The sequence below is a fragment of the Rhodococcus sp. 2H158 genome, assembly GCF_053764755.1.
This window is the reverse complement of record NZ_JBSNCE010000002.1, coordinates 106924-122705: the sequence shown is the minus strand read 5'-3', so window position 1 is coordinate 122705 and position 15782 is coordinate 106924. Positions and strand designations below refer to the sequence as shown.

General features: G+C 70.1%; 16 protein-coding genes and 5 tRNA genes. 12 read left to right on the top strand and 9 right to left on the bottom strand.

Features of this window, described 5'->3' with window-relative positions:
- Positions 1 to 9 precede the first annotated feature (9 nt).
- The 6 genes from ACWPOB_RS02385 (at position 10) to ACWPOB_RS02360 (ending at position 5084) form a co-directional block, all read left to right on the top strand.
- Complete coding sequence (locus ACWPOB_RS02385) at positions 10 to 1491, top strand: aldehyde dehydrogenase (protein ID WP_455399779.1); 1482 nt, start codon at positions 10 to 12, stop codon at positions 1489 to 1491.
- Positions 1492 to 1496: 5 nt separating this feature from the next.
- Complete coding sequence (locus ACWPOB_RS02380) at positions 1497 to 2258, top strand: SDR family oxidoreductase (RefSeq protein WP_455399778.1); 762 nt, start codon at positions 1497 to 1499, stop codon at positions 2256 to 2258.
- The gene (locus ACWPOB_RS02375) at positions 2255 to 3130 is read left to right on the top strand and encodes an NAD(P)-dependent oxidoreductase (protein WP_455399777.1); all 876 of its coding nucleotides are present in this window, start codon (positions 2255 to 2257) and stop codon (positions 3128 to 3130) included. Before ACWPOB_RS02380 ends, ACWPOB_RS02375 begins: the two co-directional genes overlap by 4 nt.
- A complete protein-coding gene (locus ACWPOB_RS02370; RefSeq protein ID WP_006936371.1) occupies positions 3127 to 3492 on the top strand; it encodes a carboxymuconolactone decarboxylase family protein in 366 nt (121 codons plus the stop codon). Before ACWPOB_RS02375 ends, ACWPOB_RS02370 begins: the two co-directional genes overlap by 4 nt.
- A gap of 47 nt (positions 3493 to 3539) precedes the next feature.
- Complete coding sequence (locus tag ACWPOB_RS02365) at positions 3540 to 4310, top strand: SDR family NAD(P)-dependent oxidoreductase (RefSeq protein ID WP_455399776.1); 771 nt, start codon at positions 3540 to 3542, stop codon at positions 4308 to 4310.
- 114 nt (positions 4311 to 4424) lie between these two features.
- Positions 4425 to 5084, top strand: coding sequence for a class I SAM-dependent methyltransferase (locus ACWPOB_RS02360; protein ID WP_455399775.1), 660 nt, complete (start codon positions 4425 to 4427; stop codon positions 5082 to 5084).
- A gap of 4 nt (positions 5085 to 5088) precedes the next feature.
- Here ACWPOB_RS02360 and ACWPOB_RS02355 read toward each other — a convergent pair whose 3' ends face one another.
- From ACWPOB_RS02355 to ACWPOB_RS02345, 3 genes are read right to left on the bottom strand one after another with little or no spacing between them, the layout of a single operon-like run.
- Positions 5089 to 6189 (bottom strand): prenyltransferase, encoded by a 1101-nt coding sequence (locus tag ACWPOB_RS02355; RefSeq protein WP_455399774.1) that lies wholly within the window; start codon positions 6187 to 6189, stop codon positions 5089 to 5091.
- Entirely contained in the window at positions 6176 to 6907 is a 732-nt protein-coding gene (locus ACWPOB_RS02350) for a class I SAM-dependent methyltransferase (RefSeq protein WP_455399773.1), read from the bottom strand. The genes ACWPOB_RS02355 and ACWPOB_RS02350 overlap by 14 nt, the downstream gene beginning before the upstream one ends.
- Positions 6907 to 8145 carry a glycosyltransferase family 4 protein gene (locus tag ACWPOB_RS02345; protein ID WP_100056557.1) on the bottom strand — a complete coding sequence of 413 codons (1239 nt, stop codon included), beginning with the start codon at positions 8143 to 8145 and terminating at the stop codon, positions 6907 to 6909. Before ACWPOB_RS02345 ends, ACWPOB_RS02350 begins: the two co-directional genes overlap by 1 nt.
- Positions 8146 to 8489: 344 nt before the next feature.
- Here ACWPOB_RS02345 and ACWPOB_RS02340 point away from each other — a divergent pair, with 344 nt between their 5' ends.
- Both ACWPOB_RS02340 and ACWPOB_RS02335 read left to right on the top strand, forming a co-directional pair.
- Positions 8490 to 9458 carry a cyclase family protein gene (locus ACWPOB_RS02340; protein WP_100056558.1) on the top strand — a complete coding sequence of 323 codons (969 nt, stop codon included), beginning with the start codon at positions 8490 to 8492 and terminating at the stop codon, positions 9456 to 9458.
- Positions 9455 to 11140, top strand: coding sequence for a class I adenylate-forming enzyme family protein (locus tag ACWPOB_RS02335; RefSeq protein ID WP_455399772.1), 1686 nt, complete (start codon positions 9455 to 9457; stop codon positions 11138 to 11140). Before ACWPOB_RS02340 ends, ACWPOB_RS02335 begins: the two co-directional genes overlap by 4 nt.
- 56 nt (positions 11141 to 11196) lie before the next feature.
- Here the strand turns inward: ACWPOB_RS02335 and ACWPOB_RS02330 are convergent.
- The 5 genes from ACWPOB_RS02330 to ACWPOB_RS02310 all read right to left on the bottom strand — a co-directional run bounded on the left by ACWPOB_RS02330 (position 11197) and on the right by ACWPOB_RS02310 (position 12409).
- Positions 11197 to 11270, bottom strand: a tRNA-Asp gene (locus ACWPOB_RS02330).
- Between the two features lie 70 nt (positions 11271 to 11340).
- A tRNA-Phe gene (locus ACWPOB_RS02325) sits at positions 11341 to 11417 on the bottom strand.
- Between the two features lie 37 nt (positions 11418 to 11454).
- Positions 11455 to 11528 (bottom strand) — tRNA-Asp (locus ACWPOB_RS02320).
- A gap of 56 nt (positions 11529 to 11584) precedes the next feature.
- Positions 11585 to 11657: transfer RNA gene (locus tag ACWPOB_RS02315), tRNA-Glu, on the bottom strand.
- Between the two features lie 98 nt (positions 11658 to 11755).
- Positions 11756 to 12409, bottom strand: coding sequence for a TetR family transcriptional regulator (locus ACWPOB_RS02310; RefSeq protein WP_455399771.1), 654 nt, complete (start codon positions 12407 to 12409; stop codon positions 11756 to 11758).
- Between the two features lie 232 nt (positions 12410 to 12641).
- Here ACWPOB_RS02310 and ACWPOB_RS02305 point away from each other — a divergent pair.
- Positions 12642 to 12717, top strand: a tRNA-Lys gene (locus tag ACWPOB_RS02305).
- A gap of 50 nt (positions 12718 to 12767) precedes the next feature.
- Here ACWPOB_RS02305 and ACWPOB_RS02300 read toward each other — a convergent pair.
- Positions 12768 to 13355: a hypothetical protein gene (locus tag ACWPOB_RS02300; RefSeq protein ID WP_455399770.1), complete on the bottom strand. Its 588-nt coding sequence runs from the start codon at positions 13353 to 13355 to the stop codon at positions 12768 to 12770.
- 163 nt (positions 13356 to 13518) lie between these two features.
- On the opposite strand from ACWPOB_RS02300, the gene ACWPOB_RS02295 reads away from it, so the two are divergent.
- The 3 genes from ACWPOB_RS02295 to ACWPOB_RS02285 all read left to right on the top strand — a co-directional run bounded on the left by ACWPOB_RS02295 (position 13519) and on the right by ACWPOB_RS02285 (position 15768).
- On the top strand, positions 13519 to 13962 hold the full coding sequence (locus tag ACWPOB_RS02295) for a hypothetical protein (RefSeq protein ID WP_455399769.1): 444 nt from the start codon (positions 13519 to 13521) through the stop codon (positions 13960 to 13962).
- 58 nt (positions 13963 to 14020) lie between these two features.
- Positions 14021 to 14596 carry a DUF937 domain-containing protein gene (locus ACWPOB_RS02290; protein ID WP_455399768.1) on the top strand — a complete coding sequence of 192 codons (576 nt, stop codon included), beginning with the start codon at positions 14021 to 14023 and terminating at the stop codon, positions 14594 to 14596.
- Positions 14597 to 14811: 215 nt separating this feature from the next.
- On the top strand, positions 14812 to 15768 hold the full coding sequence (locus ACWPOB_RS02285) for an acyl-ACP desaturase (protein WP_006936396.1): 957 nt from the start codon (positions 14812 to 14814) through the stop codon (positions 15766 to 15768).
- Positions 15769 to 15782 lie beyond the last annotated feature (14 nt).

The following is a 15782-nucleotide window of genomic DNA, read 5'->3' as shown; positions in this document are numbered from 1 at the left end:
AAACGTCCGATGTCCCTGATTCCCGGCGACAGCTCGGCTCTGCTCGTCGACGGCAAGCTGGTTCCCGGCTCCGGCGGCACGTTCGAGGTCGTGAACCCGGCCACCGAGGAGGTGCTCGGCACCGCCGCCGACGGCACCGCCGCCGACATGGACGCCGCGATCGAGGCGGCGCGTCGCGCCTTCGACACCACCGGCTGGTCCCGCGACCACGCCTTCCGCGCCCGCTGCCTGCGTCAGCTCCGCGATGCGCTGCGCGGCCACATCGAGGAACTGCGGGCGATCACCATCGCCGAGGTCGGCGCACCCCGGTTCCTCACCTCCGCCGCCCATCTCGAGGGCCCCGTCGACGATCTCGGGTACTTCGCCGACCTGGCCGAGAACTACTCGTGGCAACAGGATCTCGGAAATGCTGCGCCGATGGGCATCCCCACCCACCGCTACGTGCTCCGCGAGGCGGTCGGTGTAGTCGGGGCGATCACACCGTGGAACTTCCCGCACCAGATCAACTTCGCCAAGCTGGGTCCCGCGCTCGCCGCCGGCAATACGGTGGTACTCAAGCCCGCGCCCGACACCCCGTGGTGCGCCGCGGTCGTGGGCCGGATTCTCGCCGAGGAAACCGACATCCCGCCGGGCGTCGTGAACATCGTGACCTCGAGCGACCACGCCGTCGGCGCCCTGCTCGCCACCGACCCGCGCGTGGACCTCGTGTCGTTCACCGGCTCCACCGCCACCGGCCGATCGGTGATGCGCGCCGCCTCGGAGACCCTGAAGAAGGTGTTCCTCGAACTCGGCGGAAAGTCGGCGTTCATCGTGCTCGACGACGCCGACCTCGGCGCCGCATGCTCGATGGCCGCCTTCACCGTGTGCACCCACGCCGGGCAGGGCTGCGCCATCACGACCCGTCTGCTCGTCCCCCGGATCCGCTACGACGAGGCGGTCCGCGTCACCGCAGACGCCCTGCGCGGCATCCGGCCCGGCGACCCGAACGAGCCCGGCACGGTGTGCGGTCCGCTGATCTCCGAGCGCCAGCGCGCACGGGTCGAGGGCTACCTGCGGCTCGCCGTCGAGGAGGGCGGGACGATCGTCGTCGGCGGCGGCCGCCCCGCCGAGCACCGGCGCGGCTTCTTCGTCGAACCGACGCTGATCGCCGGGGTCGACAACACCGCTCGCGTCGCCCGGGAGGAGATCTTCGGGCCGGTCCTCGTGATCCTCCCCTACGACGGCGACGACGAGGCGATCCGCATCGCCAACGACTCCCCCTACGGCCTGTCCGGGGCCGTCTGGGGCACCGACGAGGACCGGGTCCGCCGGGTCGTCGAGGGGGTCCGCACCGGCACCCTGAGCGTCAACGGAGGCATCTGGTACGCCGCCGACGCTCCCTTCGGCGGCTACAAGCAGTCCGGAATCGGCCGCGAGATGGGTGTGGCCGGATTCGAGGAATACCTGGAGACCAAGCTCGTCGCCGAACCGGCGGCGAAGCAGAGAGGCTGACGAACATGACCCGCAGCACAACGCGTTTCGCCGATCGCACCGCGATCGTCACCGGATCGGCGCAGGGGATCGGCGAGGCGTATGCCAGAGCCCTTGCCGCCGAGGGCGCCTCCGTCGTCGTCGCGGACATCGACACCGAGCGCGGCGAGCAGGTCGCCAAGCAGATCGTCGCCGACGGCGGCATCGCCGTCTTCAAGACCGTCGACGTCTCCGATCCCGACTCGGCCACCGAGCTCGCCGCCTTCACCGTCGAAACGTTCGGCAGCATCGACCACGTCGTCAACAACGCCGCCATCTACGGGGGCATGAAGCTCGACCTGCTGCTCACCGTCCCGTGGGACTACTACAAGAAGTTCATGAGCGTGAACATGGACGGCGCGCTCAACATCACCCGCGCGGCGTGGCCGCACATGACGGAACGCGGCGGTTCCGTCGTCAACCAGTCCTCGACCGCCGCGTGGGTGTACTCCGGCTTCTACGGCCTGGCCAAGGTCGGTGTCAACGGCCTGACCCAGCAGCTGGCCGTCGAACTCGGGGGCTCGAACATCCGCATCAACGCGATCGCCCCGGGTCCGATCGACACCGAGGCCACCCGCACCGTCACGCCGGGAAACATGGTGGCGGACATGGTCTCCAAACTGCCGCTGAAGCGGATGGGCACGCCCGGGGACCTGGTGGGAATGTGCCTGTTCCTGCTCTCCGACGAGGCGAACTGGATCACCGGGCAGATCTTCAACGTCGACGGCGGCCAGGTGATCCGCTCGTGACCAGGCTCGGCTACATCGGCCTCGGCAACATGGGCGCGCCGATGGCGACGCGGCTGCTGGACCGGCCGGGCGGGCTCACCGTTCTCGACGCCCGGCCCGAGGCCGTCGCGCCGTTCACCGCGGCCGGCGCCCGGGCCGCCGGCGACCCCGCCGACCTGGCGCGCGACTGCGACGTCGTCTGCGTCACCGTCGTAGACGACGCGCAGGTCCGCACCGTCGTCGCCGGGCTGCTCGACACGGCCCGGCCCGGCACGGTGATCGCGGTCCACTCGACCATCGCCGACACCACCGCCGTCGAGCTCGCCGCCGAATGCGCCGACCGCGGCGTCGAACTCGTCGACGCTCCGGTCAGCGGCGGGGCCCCCGGCGCCGAGCAGGGCCGGCTCGCGGTGATGGTCGGCGCCTCCGACGCGGCGTTCGACGCGGTACGCGAGCCGTTCTCGCGGTTCGCCGAGCTCGTCGTGCACGCCGGCCCGGTCGGCGCGGGCACCCGGATGAAGCTGGCCCGGAATCTGCTGCACTTCGTGTCGTTCACCGCGGCCGCGGAGGCGCAGCGCCTCGCCGAGGCGGCCGGGCTGGACATCACCGCGCTCGGGACGGTGGTCCGCCACACCGACGCGATCACCGGTGGCGCCGGGGCGATCATGCTCCGGGACACCACCGCACCGATCCCGCCGGACGACTTCTGGTTCCCGATCCTCGACCACGTCCGCGCCCTGGGCGAGAAGGACCTGTCGCTGGCCCTCGGCCTCGGCGCTCGTCTCGGCGTCGACCTGCCCCTGGCCACGCGGGCACTGACCGGCCTGGGACCCGGGCTCGGCGTCGGCACCGGAGACCTCGCGAGCCGGAACCGACAGGAGGAACGCACATGACCGACGATCGCCGCCGCCGCGGTCTGGACATGATGTCGAAGGTGTACGGCTGGGAGATGCAGGACGGGCCCGGCGACCACTTCGCCGTCACCGCGGACCACCTGTTCGCCGACATCTGGTCCCGGCCCGGGCTCAGTATCCGCGACCGGCGGCTGCTGCTGCTCGGTGCGCTCACCGCACAGGGCCTGATCGACGTGGCCGAGATCCAGGTCGGCGCCGCCCTCCACAACGAGGAACTCGACGAACAGCAGCTGAAGGAGATCGCCCTGTTCCTGTGCCACTACGTGGGGTGGCCGCTCGGCACCAAGCTCGACTCGATGATCGGCGGCGTGCTCGCCGAACGCCGCAAGGCGGCGAAGTGAGCTTCCCACCGGCTCACCGTGCAACACGAGAACACAGGGAGTGACGAGTGCAGGACTTCGCGGACCGGCCGGGCGCGGCCCTCGTGGCCGGCGGCACCGGCGGGATCGGCCGAGCGGTGTGCCGGATGCTGGCCGAGCGCGGCAGCGACGTCGCGTTCATGTTCCGCCGCAGCGGGGCGGCCGCCGCAGACCTGGCGACCGAGCTGTCCGCGCTCGGCGCGAAGGTGCTGTCGCTGCAGGTGGAGCTGAGCGACAGTGCCGCAGTCGCCGGCGGCGTGGACGCGGTGATCGAATCCTTCGGTGCGTTGCACACTCTCGTCTACGCGGCGGGACCGCACGTGCCGATGCTGCACCTGAGCCGGGTCACGCCCGCGCAGTTTCGCGACCAGCTCGTGGGCGACGCGGGCGCGTTCTTCAACCTCGTCCATCCCGCCCTGCCCCGGCTGCGGGAGTCGCGGGGCAGCATCGTCGCCGTGACCACCGCCGCGACCCGTCGGTTCCCCGTCCGGGACGGTCTGTCGGCCGGGCCCAAGGGTGCGATCGAGGCCCTCGTGCGGGGCCTGGCGGCCGAGGAGGGACGGTTCGGTGTGCGCGTGAACGCGGTGGGGCCGGGCATGCTCACCGACGGCACGGCCGCCCGGCTGATCGGGTCCGGCGATCTCGACGAGCACGCACTGTCGGTCGCGCGGAACAACATTCCGCTGCGCCGCTTCGGCGACGCCGATGACATCGCCGAGGCGGTCGCGTTCCTCGCCTCGGACCGCGCGGATTTCGTGTCCGGGCAGACACTCGACGTCGACGGCGGTTACAGCGCGTGACCGGCGCCCACCGTGCGCGGGGTACCGCACCGGAACCGGCGATGGGTAATGTGCTCGTCAGTACACGCCGCTTCAGCACCCGCCACCGGACCGCAGCGAACGGAGACCGCCGTCATGACCCGTACCACCCTGCCCCGGGAGATGATCGAACTCGCCGAGGCAACACCGGGTTTCATGCCGATCGACGAGGGCACGGCCCTGCACGACGCCGCGGTGCACTATCTCGGTGACGGAGTCGGTGTCGAGATCGGCACCTACTGCGGGCGCTCGACCGTCTATCTCGGTGCCGCCGCGAAGGCCACCGGCGGCACGATCGTCACGATCGACCATCATCACGGGTCCGAGGAGCATCAGCCCGGGTGGGAGTACCACGATCCGGCCCTCGTCGACGCGCACACCGGCCGGCTCGACACGGTGGGACGGTTCCGTCACACCCTCGCCGACGCGGACCTCGAATCCCACGTCGTGGCGGTGCTGGGGCGATCGGGCCAGGTCGCGGCGTTCTGGCGGACCCCGGCGGCGTTCGTGTTCGTCGACGGCGGTCACAGCAGCGAGGCGGCGCAGGCGGACTACGCGGGCTGGGCTCCCTGGGTGCGCGTCGGCGGCGCCCTGATCATCCACGACGTGTTCCCCGACCCGAAGGACGGCGGACGACCCCCGTACGAGGTCTACCTGCGCGCGCTCGGGAGCGGCGAGTTCACCGAGGTGTCGGTGACCGGGTCGCTGCGGGTGCTCGAACGCACCGGCGGCACCGTCGGAGTGCTGCCGGGCTGACGGCTCAGACCGTCACCCGGCAGTCCTCGTGGCAGCTCTCGGTCGCGACCCATCCGGAGGGTGCGGCGGCATCGCGGAACACGCCGTTGCCCGCGGTGCTGCGTGAGAGCGCATCGGCGGCGAGGATCACGGCGGCACTGGTCCAGGAGCTCTTCTCCACGGGCCAGCGCTTACCGTCCGTGAAAACCATTCCGGTCCAGTACGACCCGTCCGGATCGCGTAGATGCTGCATGGCCGCGAGCAGATCCCGGGCCGTCGTCGCCTCACCCATCGCGTCCAGTGCGAGCACGAGTTCGCAGGTCTCGGCCCCCGTCACCCACGGCCGGTGGTCGACGCAGCGGATTCCGAGACCTCCGACCACGAAGTCGTCCCAGCGCTCCCGGATCCGTTGCCGGGCCGGCGCACCGCGCACCGCGCCGCCGAGGATCGGGTAGTACCAGTCCATCGAATACTCCGGCTTCGGCGCGAACGCCTCCGGGTGCCGGCGCAGCACGTGCCCGAGCCGATACCACGCGACCTCCCAGTCCGGGTGGGGATCGCCGACCACCTCCGAGAGGCGCAGGCCGCACTGCAGGCTGTGGTGGATGCTCGAGCACCCCGTCAGCAGGGCCTCGTCGGCCACGCCGTGTTCGCCTCGTGCCCAGTAGATCTCGCCGCCGGGCGCCTGCAACTCGAGCACATGGTCGAGGGCCGTCCGCACCGTCGGCCACAGCCGTTCCACGTGGTCGACGTCGCCCGTCACGAGGTAGTGGTGCCACACTCCCACCGCGATGTATGCGGTGAAGTTCGAGTCCGCGTCGTGGTTTTCGACGGCTTCCTCGCGGAACTGCATGGGCCACGAGCCGTCCGGCCGCTGGGTGCGACGGGACCAGTCGAAGGCCGCCTCCGCCTCCTCGAGCAACCCCGCGGCGGTGAGAGCCATCGCGGACTCGATGTGGTCCCACGGGTCCGTGTGACCACCGGGGAACCACGGGATCGCTCCGGAGGACTCCTGCATGTCGGCGATCGCGCGGGCGGTGTGCAGGCACTGTTCCTCGGACAGTACTCCCGGCACGGCCGGAACCGCCGGCCGTGCCCCGCCGGGGCGGAAGTCAGCGGCCGGCAACGGGAACCGTCGGCTTCTCGAGGTAGAACACGACGCTCTTGCCGAGCACCGGGTTCAGCAACGACTCCGCGGTGCGCGTCAGCCACGGCCCCTGCATCAGGTCCCACACGAGGAGCCGGTGATACGCCTTCGTCAGGGGGTTGTCGTCGTTGTCGACGCCCACAGCGCATTTGAGCCACCAGTACGGCGAGTGCAGGGCGTGCGCGTGGTCTCGGCCGCGCACCGTCAGGCCGGCCGCGGTCAGCTCGGCCGCGAGCTCGTCGGCCTTGTAGATCCGCACGTGCCCGCCCTCGACCTCGTGATACGCGTCGGACAGCGCCCAGCAGATCTTCTCCGGCAGCCACCGCGGCACGGTGACGGCCGCGACGCCGCCCGGCTTGAGCACACGCACGAATTCGGCGATGGCACGGTCGTCCTCGGGCACGTGCTCGAGCACCTCGGAGATCAGCACGACGTCGAAGGTCTCGTCGTCGTAGGGCAGAGCGAGGGCATCGCCCACCTCGGCCCGGGCGAGTGCACCCTCGGGAACCTGGCCCTCGAGTTCCATGGCCGCGAACATGTCGCCGACGGCCTTCATGTCCTCCGCGCTGCGGTCGAACGCCACCACGTCGGCGCCCCGACGGTAGAGTTCGAACGAGTGCCGGCCCGCGCCCGCGCCGATGTCGATGGCGCGGTCGCCGGGCTTGACCCCGAGCCGGTCGAAATCGACTGTCAGCATCAGGTGTTCGTCCTTCCTGCCTGGGCCGCCACGGTGTCCTGGTAGGCCCGGACGGTCCGGGCGGCCACGGCCGCCCAGCTGAATCGCTCGAGCACGCGGGCCCGTGCCACCGACCCGAGGCGGGTCTGCTCGGCGGGATCGTCGAGAACGCGCGCCAGTGCCGCGGCCAGCTGCTCGCTGTCCCCCGGAGGCACGAGGATGCCCGCGTCGCCGACCACCTCGGGGATCGCGCCGGCGCGGCTCGCAACCAGTGGGGTCGCGCAGGCCATGGCCTCGACCGCGGGCAGCGAGAACCCCTCGTAGAGCGACGGGACCACGGCCACCTGCGCCGAACCGAGCAGCTCGGCCAGCTCGCGGTCGTCGATCCCGGAGACGGTGCGCACCGCGTCGCCGATGGCCAGCTGCTCGATCAGCTTCTCGGTGACCCCGCCGGGCGCGAGCCGGGTGACGAGCACCAGCTCGACCCGCCGTTCGGTGCGCAGCTTCGCCACCGCCTCGAGCAGGTTGGCGACGCCCTTGAGCGGCGCGTCCGCGCTGGCCACGCACACGATGCGGCCGGGCACGCGCTCGGCCGTCGGCGGGGCGAAGACCTCGGTGTCGACGCCCAGCGGGATCGTGCGCAGCCGCCCGTCGGGGATCTCGAAGGCGGTGCGGATGTCCTCCTCGGAGGACTTCGAGACGGTGAGCAGGGTGGGGATGCGCCGCGCCACCCGGGCCTGCATGCGCAGGAACCCGTACCAACGGCGCAGGGTGAGCTTGCGGCGCAGCGTCGGCGCGCTCGCGAGGTCCAGTTCCCGGTCGCGGGTGATCGGGTGGTGGATCGTCGCGACCAGTGGCAGGCCCGCGTCCGCGATGCGGAGCAGGCCGTAGCCGAGGCACTGATTGTCGTGCACGACGTCGAACTCGGCGGCCCGGGCCCGCAGCAGCCTGGCGGCGCGCAGGCTGAAGGTCAGCGGCTCCGGAAAACCCGCCGTCCACATCGTGCCCAGCTCCAGGAGGTCGATCCCGTCGCGAATCTCGCGCGGGTGCGGAAAGCGGAACGGATCGTCCTCGCGGTAGAGGTCGAGACTGGGCACCTTCACCAGGGTCACCCCGTCGTCCAGCTCGGGGTACGGCTGGCCGGAGAACACCTCGACGTCGTGGCCGAGCGCCGCGAGCTCGCGGCTGAGGTGTCGAACGTACACGCCCTGACCACCGCAGTGCGGCTTGCTGCGGTACGACAGCAGAGCTATTCGCACAGATCACCTCGTTCGTCGTGTCGCCGGAGCGGGTCCGTCCAGAAGATCGAACTCACTCTAGAACATGTTCTCGTCCGACGTGCAACCCGGCGCAGCCCTGCGGATCAGCGCCGGAACCGCACCAGGTCCAGTGCAAACTGAACGTACAGGGTGGCGGGCCGTTCCGCCGTCGAAGACCCGCCGAGACGACACCGACCCGGGCCTGCGGTGCACCTCGCGAACCGGTGGCGCGCCCTCGTCCTCCGCGGGTTGACACCCGGCGATGTGACGTACACCATAAGCGCACGCTTACCGTACGAACGCTCGGTGAGCAACGAGTGCACCTCACCCGAAAAGGAGACGGTATGTCCGACGCCCCGTCCATGCGCGAACTGCTCGGCGACGACGCCCCCAGCAACTGGGGACGCTGGGGCGCCGACGACGAGCTCGGAGCTCTGAACTTCCTCGGCACCAAGGAGGTTCTCGGCGGAATCGGCGAGGTCAAGTCCGGCGACGTGTTCACCCTGCAGATCCACATGGGCCGCAAGGAGGCCCCCGGCGATCCCTTGTGGCCCAGCCGCAGCGGCATCGATCGCCGCAACACCCTCGACGAATCGTCGTGGGACGGCGAGGACGCTCCTCAGTTCCCCGGCGGACTGCACTACGCCGACGACACAGCCACCCTCTTCCTGCAGGGCTCCACCCAGTACGACGCCCTCGGCCACGTCTGGTACGACGGCAAACTCTGGAACGGATACGACGCGCGCAGCACCGTCGGCAGCATGGACAAGGCCTCGGTGCTGCCGATCGCCGAGAAGGGCGTCGTAGGCCGGGGCATCCTGATCGACATGGCCCGCCACCGGGGCAAGGACTGGCTCGGCGCCGGCGAGACCTTCGACCACAACGACCTCGAGGCGGCCGCCGCCGCCCAGGGCGTGACCATCGAACCGCACGACATCCTCGTGATCCGGACCGGCTGGCTGAAGTACTGGTACAGCCTCGAAGACACCACCGAGTTCTACACCGACTTCTGCGAACCCGGCCTGACGTACAGCCGCGAACTCGTCGAATGGTTCCGGAACCGGGAGATCCCCAACCTGGTCACGGACACCATCGCCAACGAGGTGACCACCGACCCGGCCAGTGGCGTGGCGCTGCCCCTGCACTGCGCGCTCATGCGCAATCTCGGCGTCGCCCTCACCGAGATCGCCTGGCTCGAGGACCTCGCCGACGCGTGCGCCGCCGACAACCGCTGGACCTTCCTGTACACCGCGGCACCACTGAAGGTGGTGGGCGGCACGGGCGCCCCGGTCAATCCGGTCGTCATCCGATGAGCGCAGCCGGAGCCCGCGACGCACGCACGGGCGTCTACGACAGCAAGCCTTGGCTCGCACGCTACGCGCCGGGCCTGCCGACCCACATCGAGCCGGAGTACACCGACGCGCTGGAGATGTTCCGCGCCACCGTCGCTCGCGACCCGGACGCGGACATCATCCGATACTTCGACGGGCGCCTGACCCGCCGCGAACTCGACGAGCAGTCCGACGCGTTCGCGGCCGCACTGACGGCCCACGGCTTCTGCCCGGGCGAGCGGGCGGCGCTGTTCCTGCAGAACGTCCCGCAGTTCGTCGTGGCGCAGCTCGGTGTCTGGAAGGCCGGCGGCATCCCGGTCTCCGTCAACCCCATGAACAAGGAACGCGAGCTCGGCGAAATCCTCCTGGACTCGGGGGCTACCGTGCTCGTCGCACTCCAGGGGCTGTACCGGGACGTCGCACGGCACGTCGTCGCCGGCACCGCCGTCCGGATCGTGATCACCACGTCCGAACTCGAATACCAGACCCGCGGAGACGAGCGGATCTTCTCCGGGATCGAACGCCTCGATCTGCCCGACACCCTCGACCTGCAGGCCCTCCTGGCCGAGTTCCGGAGACGGCCCGTCCCCGCGCACACCCTCGGCCCGGACGACATCGCGTTCCTCACCTACACGTCCGGTACGACCGGACCACCGAAGGGCGCGATGACCACTCACCGCAACGTGGTGTTCAACGCCCGCACCTACCGGGAATGGGTGGGACTCGGCGCGGACGACGTCGTGCTGGGCATCGCCCCGCTGTTCCACATCACCGGGCTCGTCGGGCACATCGCTGTCGCCCTGCTGACCGGTGCGCCGCTGGTATTGATGTACCGGCTCGACCCCGGCGTGACCCTCGAAACGGTGGCGGTGGAGCGGGCGACGTTCACGGTCGGCTCGATCACCGTGTTCATCGCGCTGATGAACGCTCCCGGCGCCCGCGGGGAGTCGCTGAAGACGCTGACCAAGATCTTCTCCGGCGGAGCGCCGATACCACCGAGCACCGTCGCGGCGTTCGAGAAGTTCTCGGGGACGTACATCCACAACATCTACGGCCTCACCGAAACCACCTCCCCCTCGCATGCGGTTCCGTTCGGCACCCGGGCTCCGGTGGACGAGGCGTCCGGCGCCCTGTCGGTCGGAGTCCCGACCTTCGACACCGTCGTGCGGATCGTCGACGAGGACGGCAACGACCTTCCCGTCGGTGAGGTGGGCGAGCTCGTCACGTCGGGCCCGCAGGTGGTCGCCGGCTACTGGAACAAGCCCGAGGAGACCGCGACCGCGCTGCCCGGGGGTGCCCTCCACACCGGGGACGTCGGGTACATGGACGCCGACGGCTGGTTCTACATCGTCGACCGCAAGAAGGACCAGATCAACGCCGGTGGGTACAAGGTCTGGCCGAGAGAGGTCGAGGACGTGCTCTACGAGCACGAAGCGGTGCGCGAGGCCGCGGTGGTGGGGGTGGTGGACAGCTACCGCGGCGAGACGGTCAAGGCGTTCGTCAGCCTCCGTCCGGGGCAGTCGGTCACCGAGGAGGAACTGATCGCCTTCGCCAGGGAGAGAATGGCGGCGTACAAGTACCCGCGGCTGGTGGAGATCATCGACGAGATCCCGAAGACCGTGTCCGGCAAGCTTCTTCGCCGGGAACTCCGGGCCCGCGGCTGAACCGGGCGAGACGGCGAAGGCCCGGTCCGTTTCGGGACCGGGCCTTCGCCGTGAAGCGACCCTGACGGGACTCGAACCCGCGACCTCCGCCGTGACAGGGCGGCGCGCTAACCAACTGCGCCACAGGGCCGTGTGCACCCCCGAAGGGGTTTCCACAGAAAACCCACCGCCGAGCGGTGGGTCTACCGTATGAAATTGTGTGGTGGCCAGGGCCGGGATCGAACCGGCGACCTTCCGCTTTTCAGGCGGACGCTCGTACCAACTGAGCTACCTGGCCGGACGGCACCCGAACCGAATGCCAATTGCCAACTCTGCGACCCTGACGGGACTCGAACCCGCGACCTCCGCCGTGACAGGGCGGCGCGCTAACCAACTGCGCCACAGGGCCATGCTCTTCACTTGTGGTCAACCGTACTGCATGCGGTGATACTGCTTCCGCAAGCGTACCCCCTACGGGATTCGAACCCGCGCTACCGCCTTGAAAGGGCGGCGTCCTAGGCCGCTAGACGAAGGGGGCCCGCCGGATTACTCCGACCCGCACCCTCAACGGGTTCGCGTTCCGTTGGGAGCTTGGATAGCTTAGGACACGGGTTTCCGGATTCACAAATCAGCAGGTCACGCCGGTTGTTCGCCTTCCAGGCGCAACTCCGGCGCACCGCGCCGCCGCTCGAGCCACTGCGGCGCAGCCGTCGCCTCGAGGCAGACGTCCAGGCATTCCGCGAACCGGGCCCGGACGTCGACGTCCTCCGCGGTGAGGTCGTGGAAGTAGCGCTGCCCGGCCAGGCACGCACTGAGCACACCCAGGAACCGTTCGAGGTCGACCCCGGCACGGAACAGCCCCGCTTCCTGCGCCTCGACGGCGAGCCGGTGACCGGCCTTCCCCCACACCGAGCTGCCGCGCAGCTTGGCCTCCGCGTCGAACTCGGGCTCGGTCACGAGCTTGAACTCCGCCTGGATGATGACGTCGCCGTGCAGGGCGTCGGCGAGATCTCCGACGAGGCCGTGCAGCCGCTCGAACGGATCGAGCCCCGGCGCGTCCAGCCACCGGTCGACGATCACCCGGTAGCGCTCGAGACCCTCCGCGAGCACCGCCCGGGCGAGCGCTTCCTTCGAATCGAAGTGGAAGTACATCGCACCCTTGGTGGCCCCGGAGTGCTCGAGGATCGCGTTGACCGAGGCGGCGCCGTATCCACGCCGGGCGAATTCGATCGCCGCGGATTCGACGATCGCCGCGCGTGTGCGCCGCGCCCGCTCTTGCTGACGTGACATGGGGGGTTCGTGCCTCCGTACGTGACCGGCGGTCCCCCCCCGGACGCCACTGTAGCCGCCGTCCGGCCCCCATGGCCGCAGCCAGGCCTTCTCCGGCCTTCGCAGAGAACACACCAAGTGGTATGCTTTTGCGCGGCTCGGGTGCGCCGCAGGGGGTGCGCACCCGAGCCTTCGATCGGCCCGCGCGTCCGATACTGTTGTCCGGCGCGATGCAGCTAGACTGTGCGCCCACGCCCCTATAGCTCAGTTGGTAGAGCTACGGACTTTTAATCCGCAGGTCCCAGGTTCGAGCCCTGGTGGGGGCACCACATCGCCGCCCGTCCGGAAGGACGGGAGCGCACCGGCACGACGCGGCTCGTTACTCCGGCGCGCCGGACACCTTGCCCGGCGGGTCGCTTCGTAACTCCGGCTCCTGCCGGCCCCGCTCGTTACGCTCCCGCTCGAGGTCACGACCGCGTTTGCGGTACGTGAAGCTCAGGGCCGCGAACACCAGGAACAGGATCACGCCGACGACGGCACCGACGAGCGTCGCGCCGCGGAAGCCGGGGGCGTCGACGTCGAGGATCCGCTCCCCCGCATGGGCCGCGTTCCCGTTGCCCAGCACGATGCTCAACGTCATCAGGTTGGGGATCGCCACCACCACGGCGGCGGCGGCGAACACCACCTGCAGGACGCGGTGCCGGCGCCACGTCCTGATCCGCCACGCGGCGGCGAACAGAGCCAACGGCACGAAGGTGCACACGAGGCCGAACAGCAGGCCCCAGGCTATCCCGCGGGCGAAGCCGGCGTCGGCCAGCCCGGCGATACGCTGCGCCCACCACCGGGGGACGAATGCCGCCAGCACGAAGTACGCGATCACCAGCGCGAGCAGGGCCCCGACGCTCCACAGGGCCTTCTTGGCCCACGGCGGAAGACCCGACCGCTGCACCGTCTCGTTGCCCACCATTGCGTTGTTCCCCTTCCGGGTCCGGGTGTGCCGCTCCCCTCAGATTACGTACCCGCGAGCCCGACACGGCGCCCGAATCGTCGGTTCCGCCCTGCTGCCGCACCCGAATTGTGGTTAGGGTGTGGTCGCTCACAAAACCGATCCGGCGATCGATGGGAGTGGCGTGCGCAGCTTCGTGGATCTGGGCCTGTTCCTGTCCGCCGTCGCCCTGGGTATCGGCTCGTTTCTTCCGGTACTGGCCGGGACCCGGCCGACCGACGTCCCGCTGACCGAGTTGCGCGACGGGATCGCGGCCGGCGACGTCTCCGCCCTCGGCGCAGCCGACCTGCCCGTCCATCAGACGCTGGCGGCGCCGCTCGTGCTCGCCGCCGTGCTGCTGCTCCTGGCCGCCCTGTTCGACTCGGCGGTGGCCGGCTGGGCCGGGGTGGTGATCGGCCTCGTCGCGGCCGGCGCCTTCGCGGTGCGGGTCTACCAGCGGTTCGGCGACTACGTGCAGATCAACCACGCGACCGCGCTGACCAACCAGACGGGGTTCGTGCTGCTGCTCAGCGGGTTGGGGGTCGCCCTGCTGTGCGCGGTGATCGCGGGGCGGCGGGCATCCGCGTAGCCGAAACGCCGACGCGGGATCCCGGGGCGGGCGACCACTGTGGCTACCCTCGGTTCCCATGCCTTCCCTCGACGATCTCCTCTCGCGGATTCCGGTCGACCAGATCGCCCGCCGGCTCGACGTGGACGAGCAGACGGCGGCAACGGCGGTGCGGGCCGCCCTGCCCACGCTGGTCGGCGGCCTCGAGGCGAACACACGCAATCCGGACGGCGCCTCGTCCCTGCTGTCCGCGCTCGACCAGCACCGGAACTCGGCCCTGCTCGACGGTGGAGTGGACGTGACGGACGTGGACACCGCGGACGGCGACCGGATCGTGGCGAACGTGTTCGGCGACAACAAGGACCGGGTCGTGCAGACGCTGGGCCGGGCCGACGGCGCGGGCGGCAACGACCTCGTCGCACGGCTGCTGCCCATCCTCGCCCCGATCGTGCTGACGTACCTGGCCGAGCAGGTCGGCAGAAATTCCGGCGGCCAGGGCGGCCTGGGCGATCTGCTGGGCGGGCTCCTGCGCAGCGCGACGAACGGCACGGGAAGCGGCGGCGGTCTCGGCGACGTGCTCGGCAGCGTTCTCGGCGGCAACGGGGGTGGCCTGGGCGAGCTGCTCGGCGGACTTCTCGGCGGCGGCAAGCGCTGAGGTCACGGCGGGATACGACCGCCCCCGCGCGTCGCCCCGGGACGCCGTTTGCGCCCCGGTATGATAACGACGTCGCCGTCTGTGAGCGATCCCACCGGCGGGTAGGCCCCGGTCGGCCGAACTTGGAACAGGTAACAGACAAACGAGTGCCGAACCTACGGTGCCGTAGGCTGTAATCAGTACGTGACACGCACAGTTATGGAGAGGTAAACGGAATGACGCGAGTTCTGACTCAGCTGGAGCTTCTGCGCGAGCTGGAGCCCGTCGCCGAGGCGAACGTCAACCGCCACCTTTCGATGGCCAAGGACTGGCATCCCCACGACTACGTGCCCTGGGACGAGGGACGCAACTTCGCCGCCATGGGCGGCGTGGACTGGGAGCCCGAGCAGTCGAAGCTCGACGAGGTCGCCAAGGCCGCGATGATCACCAACCTCCTCACCGAGGACAACCTGCCGTCCTACCACCGCGAGATCGCCGAGAGCTTCTCGCGCGACGGCGCCTGGGGCACCTGGGTGGGCCGCTGGACCGCCGAGGAGAACCGCCACGGCATCGTGATGCGCGACTACCTCGTCGTCACCCGCGGCGTCGACCCGGTCGCCCTCGAGAACGCCCGCATGGAGCACATGACCAACGGATTCGCCTCGCCCAACGAGGTCGGCATGCTGCACTCGGTGTCGTACGTCACCTTCCAGGAGCTGGCCACCCGCGTCTCGCACCGCAACACCGGCCGGGCGTGCCACGACTCGATCGCCGACAAGATGCTCCAGCGCATCGCCGCCGACGAGAACCTGCACATGATCTTCTACCGCAACATCTGCGAAGCGGCCCTCGACGTCGCCCCGGACCAGACCCTCGCGGCGATCACAGACGTGCTGAAGAACTTCCAGATGCCCGGCGCCGGTATGCCCAACTTCCGCCGCAACGGCGTGCTGATGGCCAAGCACGGCATCTACGACCTGCGTCAGCACCTCGACGAGGTGGTCATGCCGGTGCTCCGCAAGTGGCGCATCTTCGAGCGTGAGGACTTCGGTGCCGAGGGCGCCCGCATCCTCGACGAGCTCGGCACCTTCCTCGAGGACCTCGAGAAGCAGGCGGTGAAGTTCGAGGAGATGCGCGATCGGTCCCTCGCCCGCGAGGCCGCCCGCCGCGAGCGCAACGAGGCCGCGTCCTGATCCAGGCCGTTCCG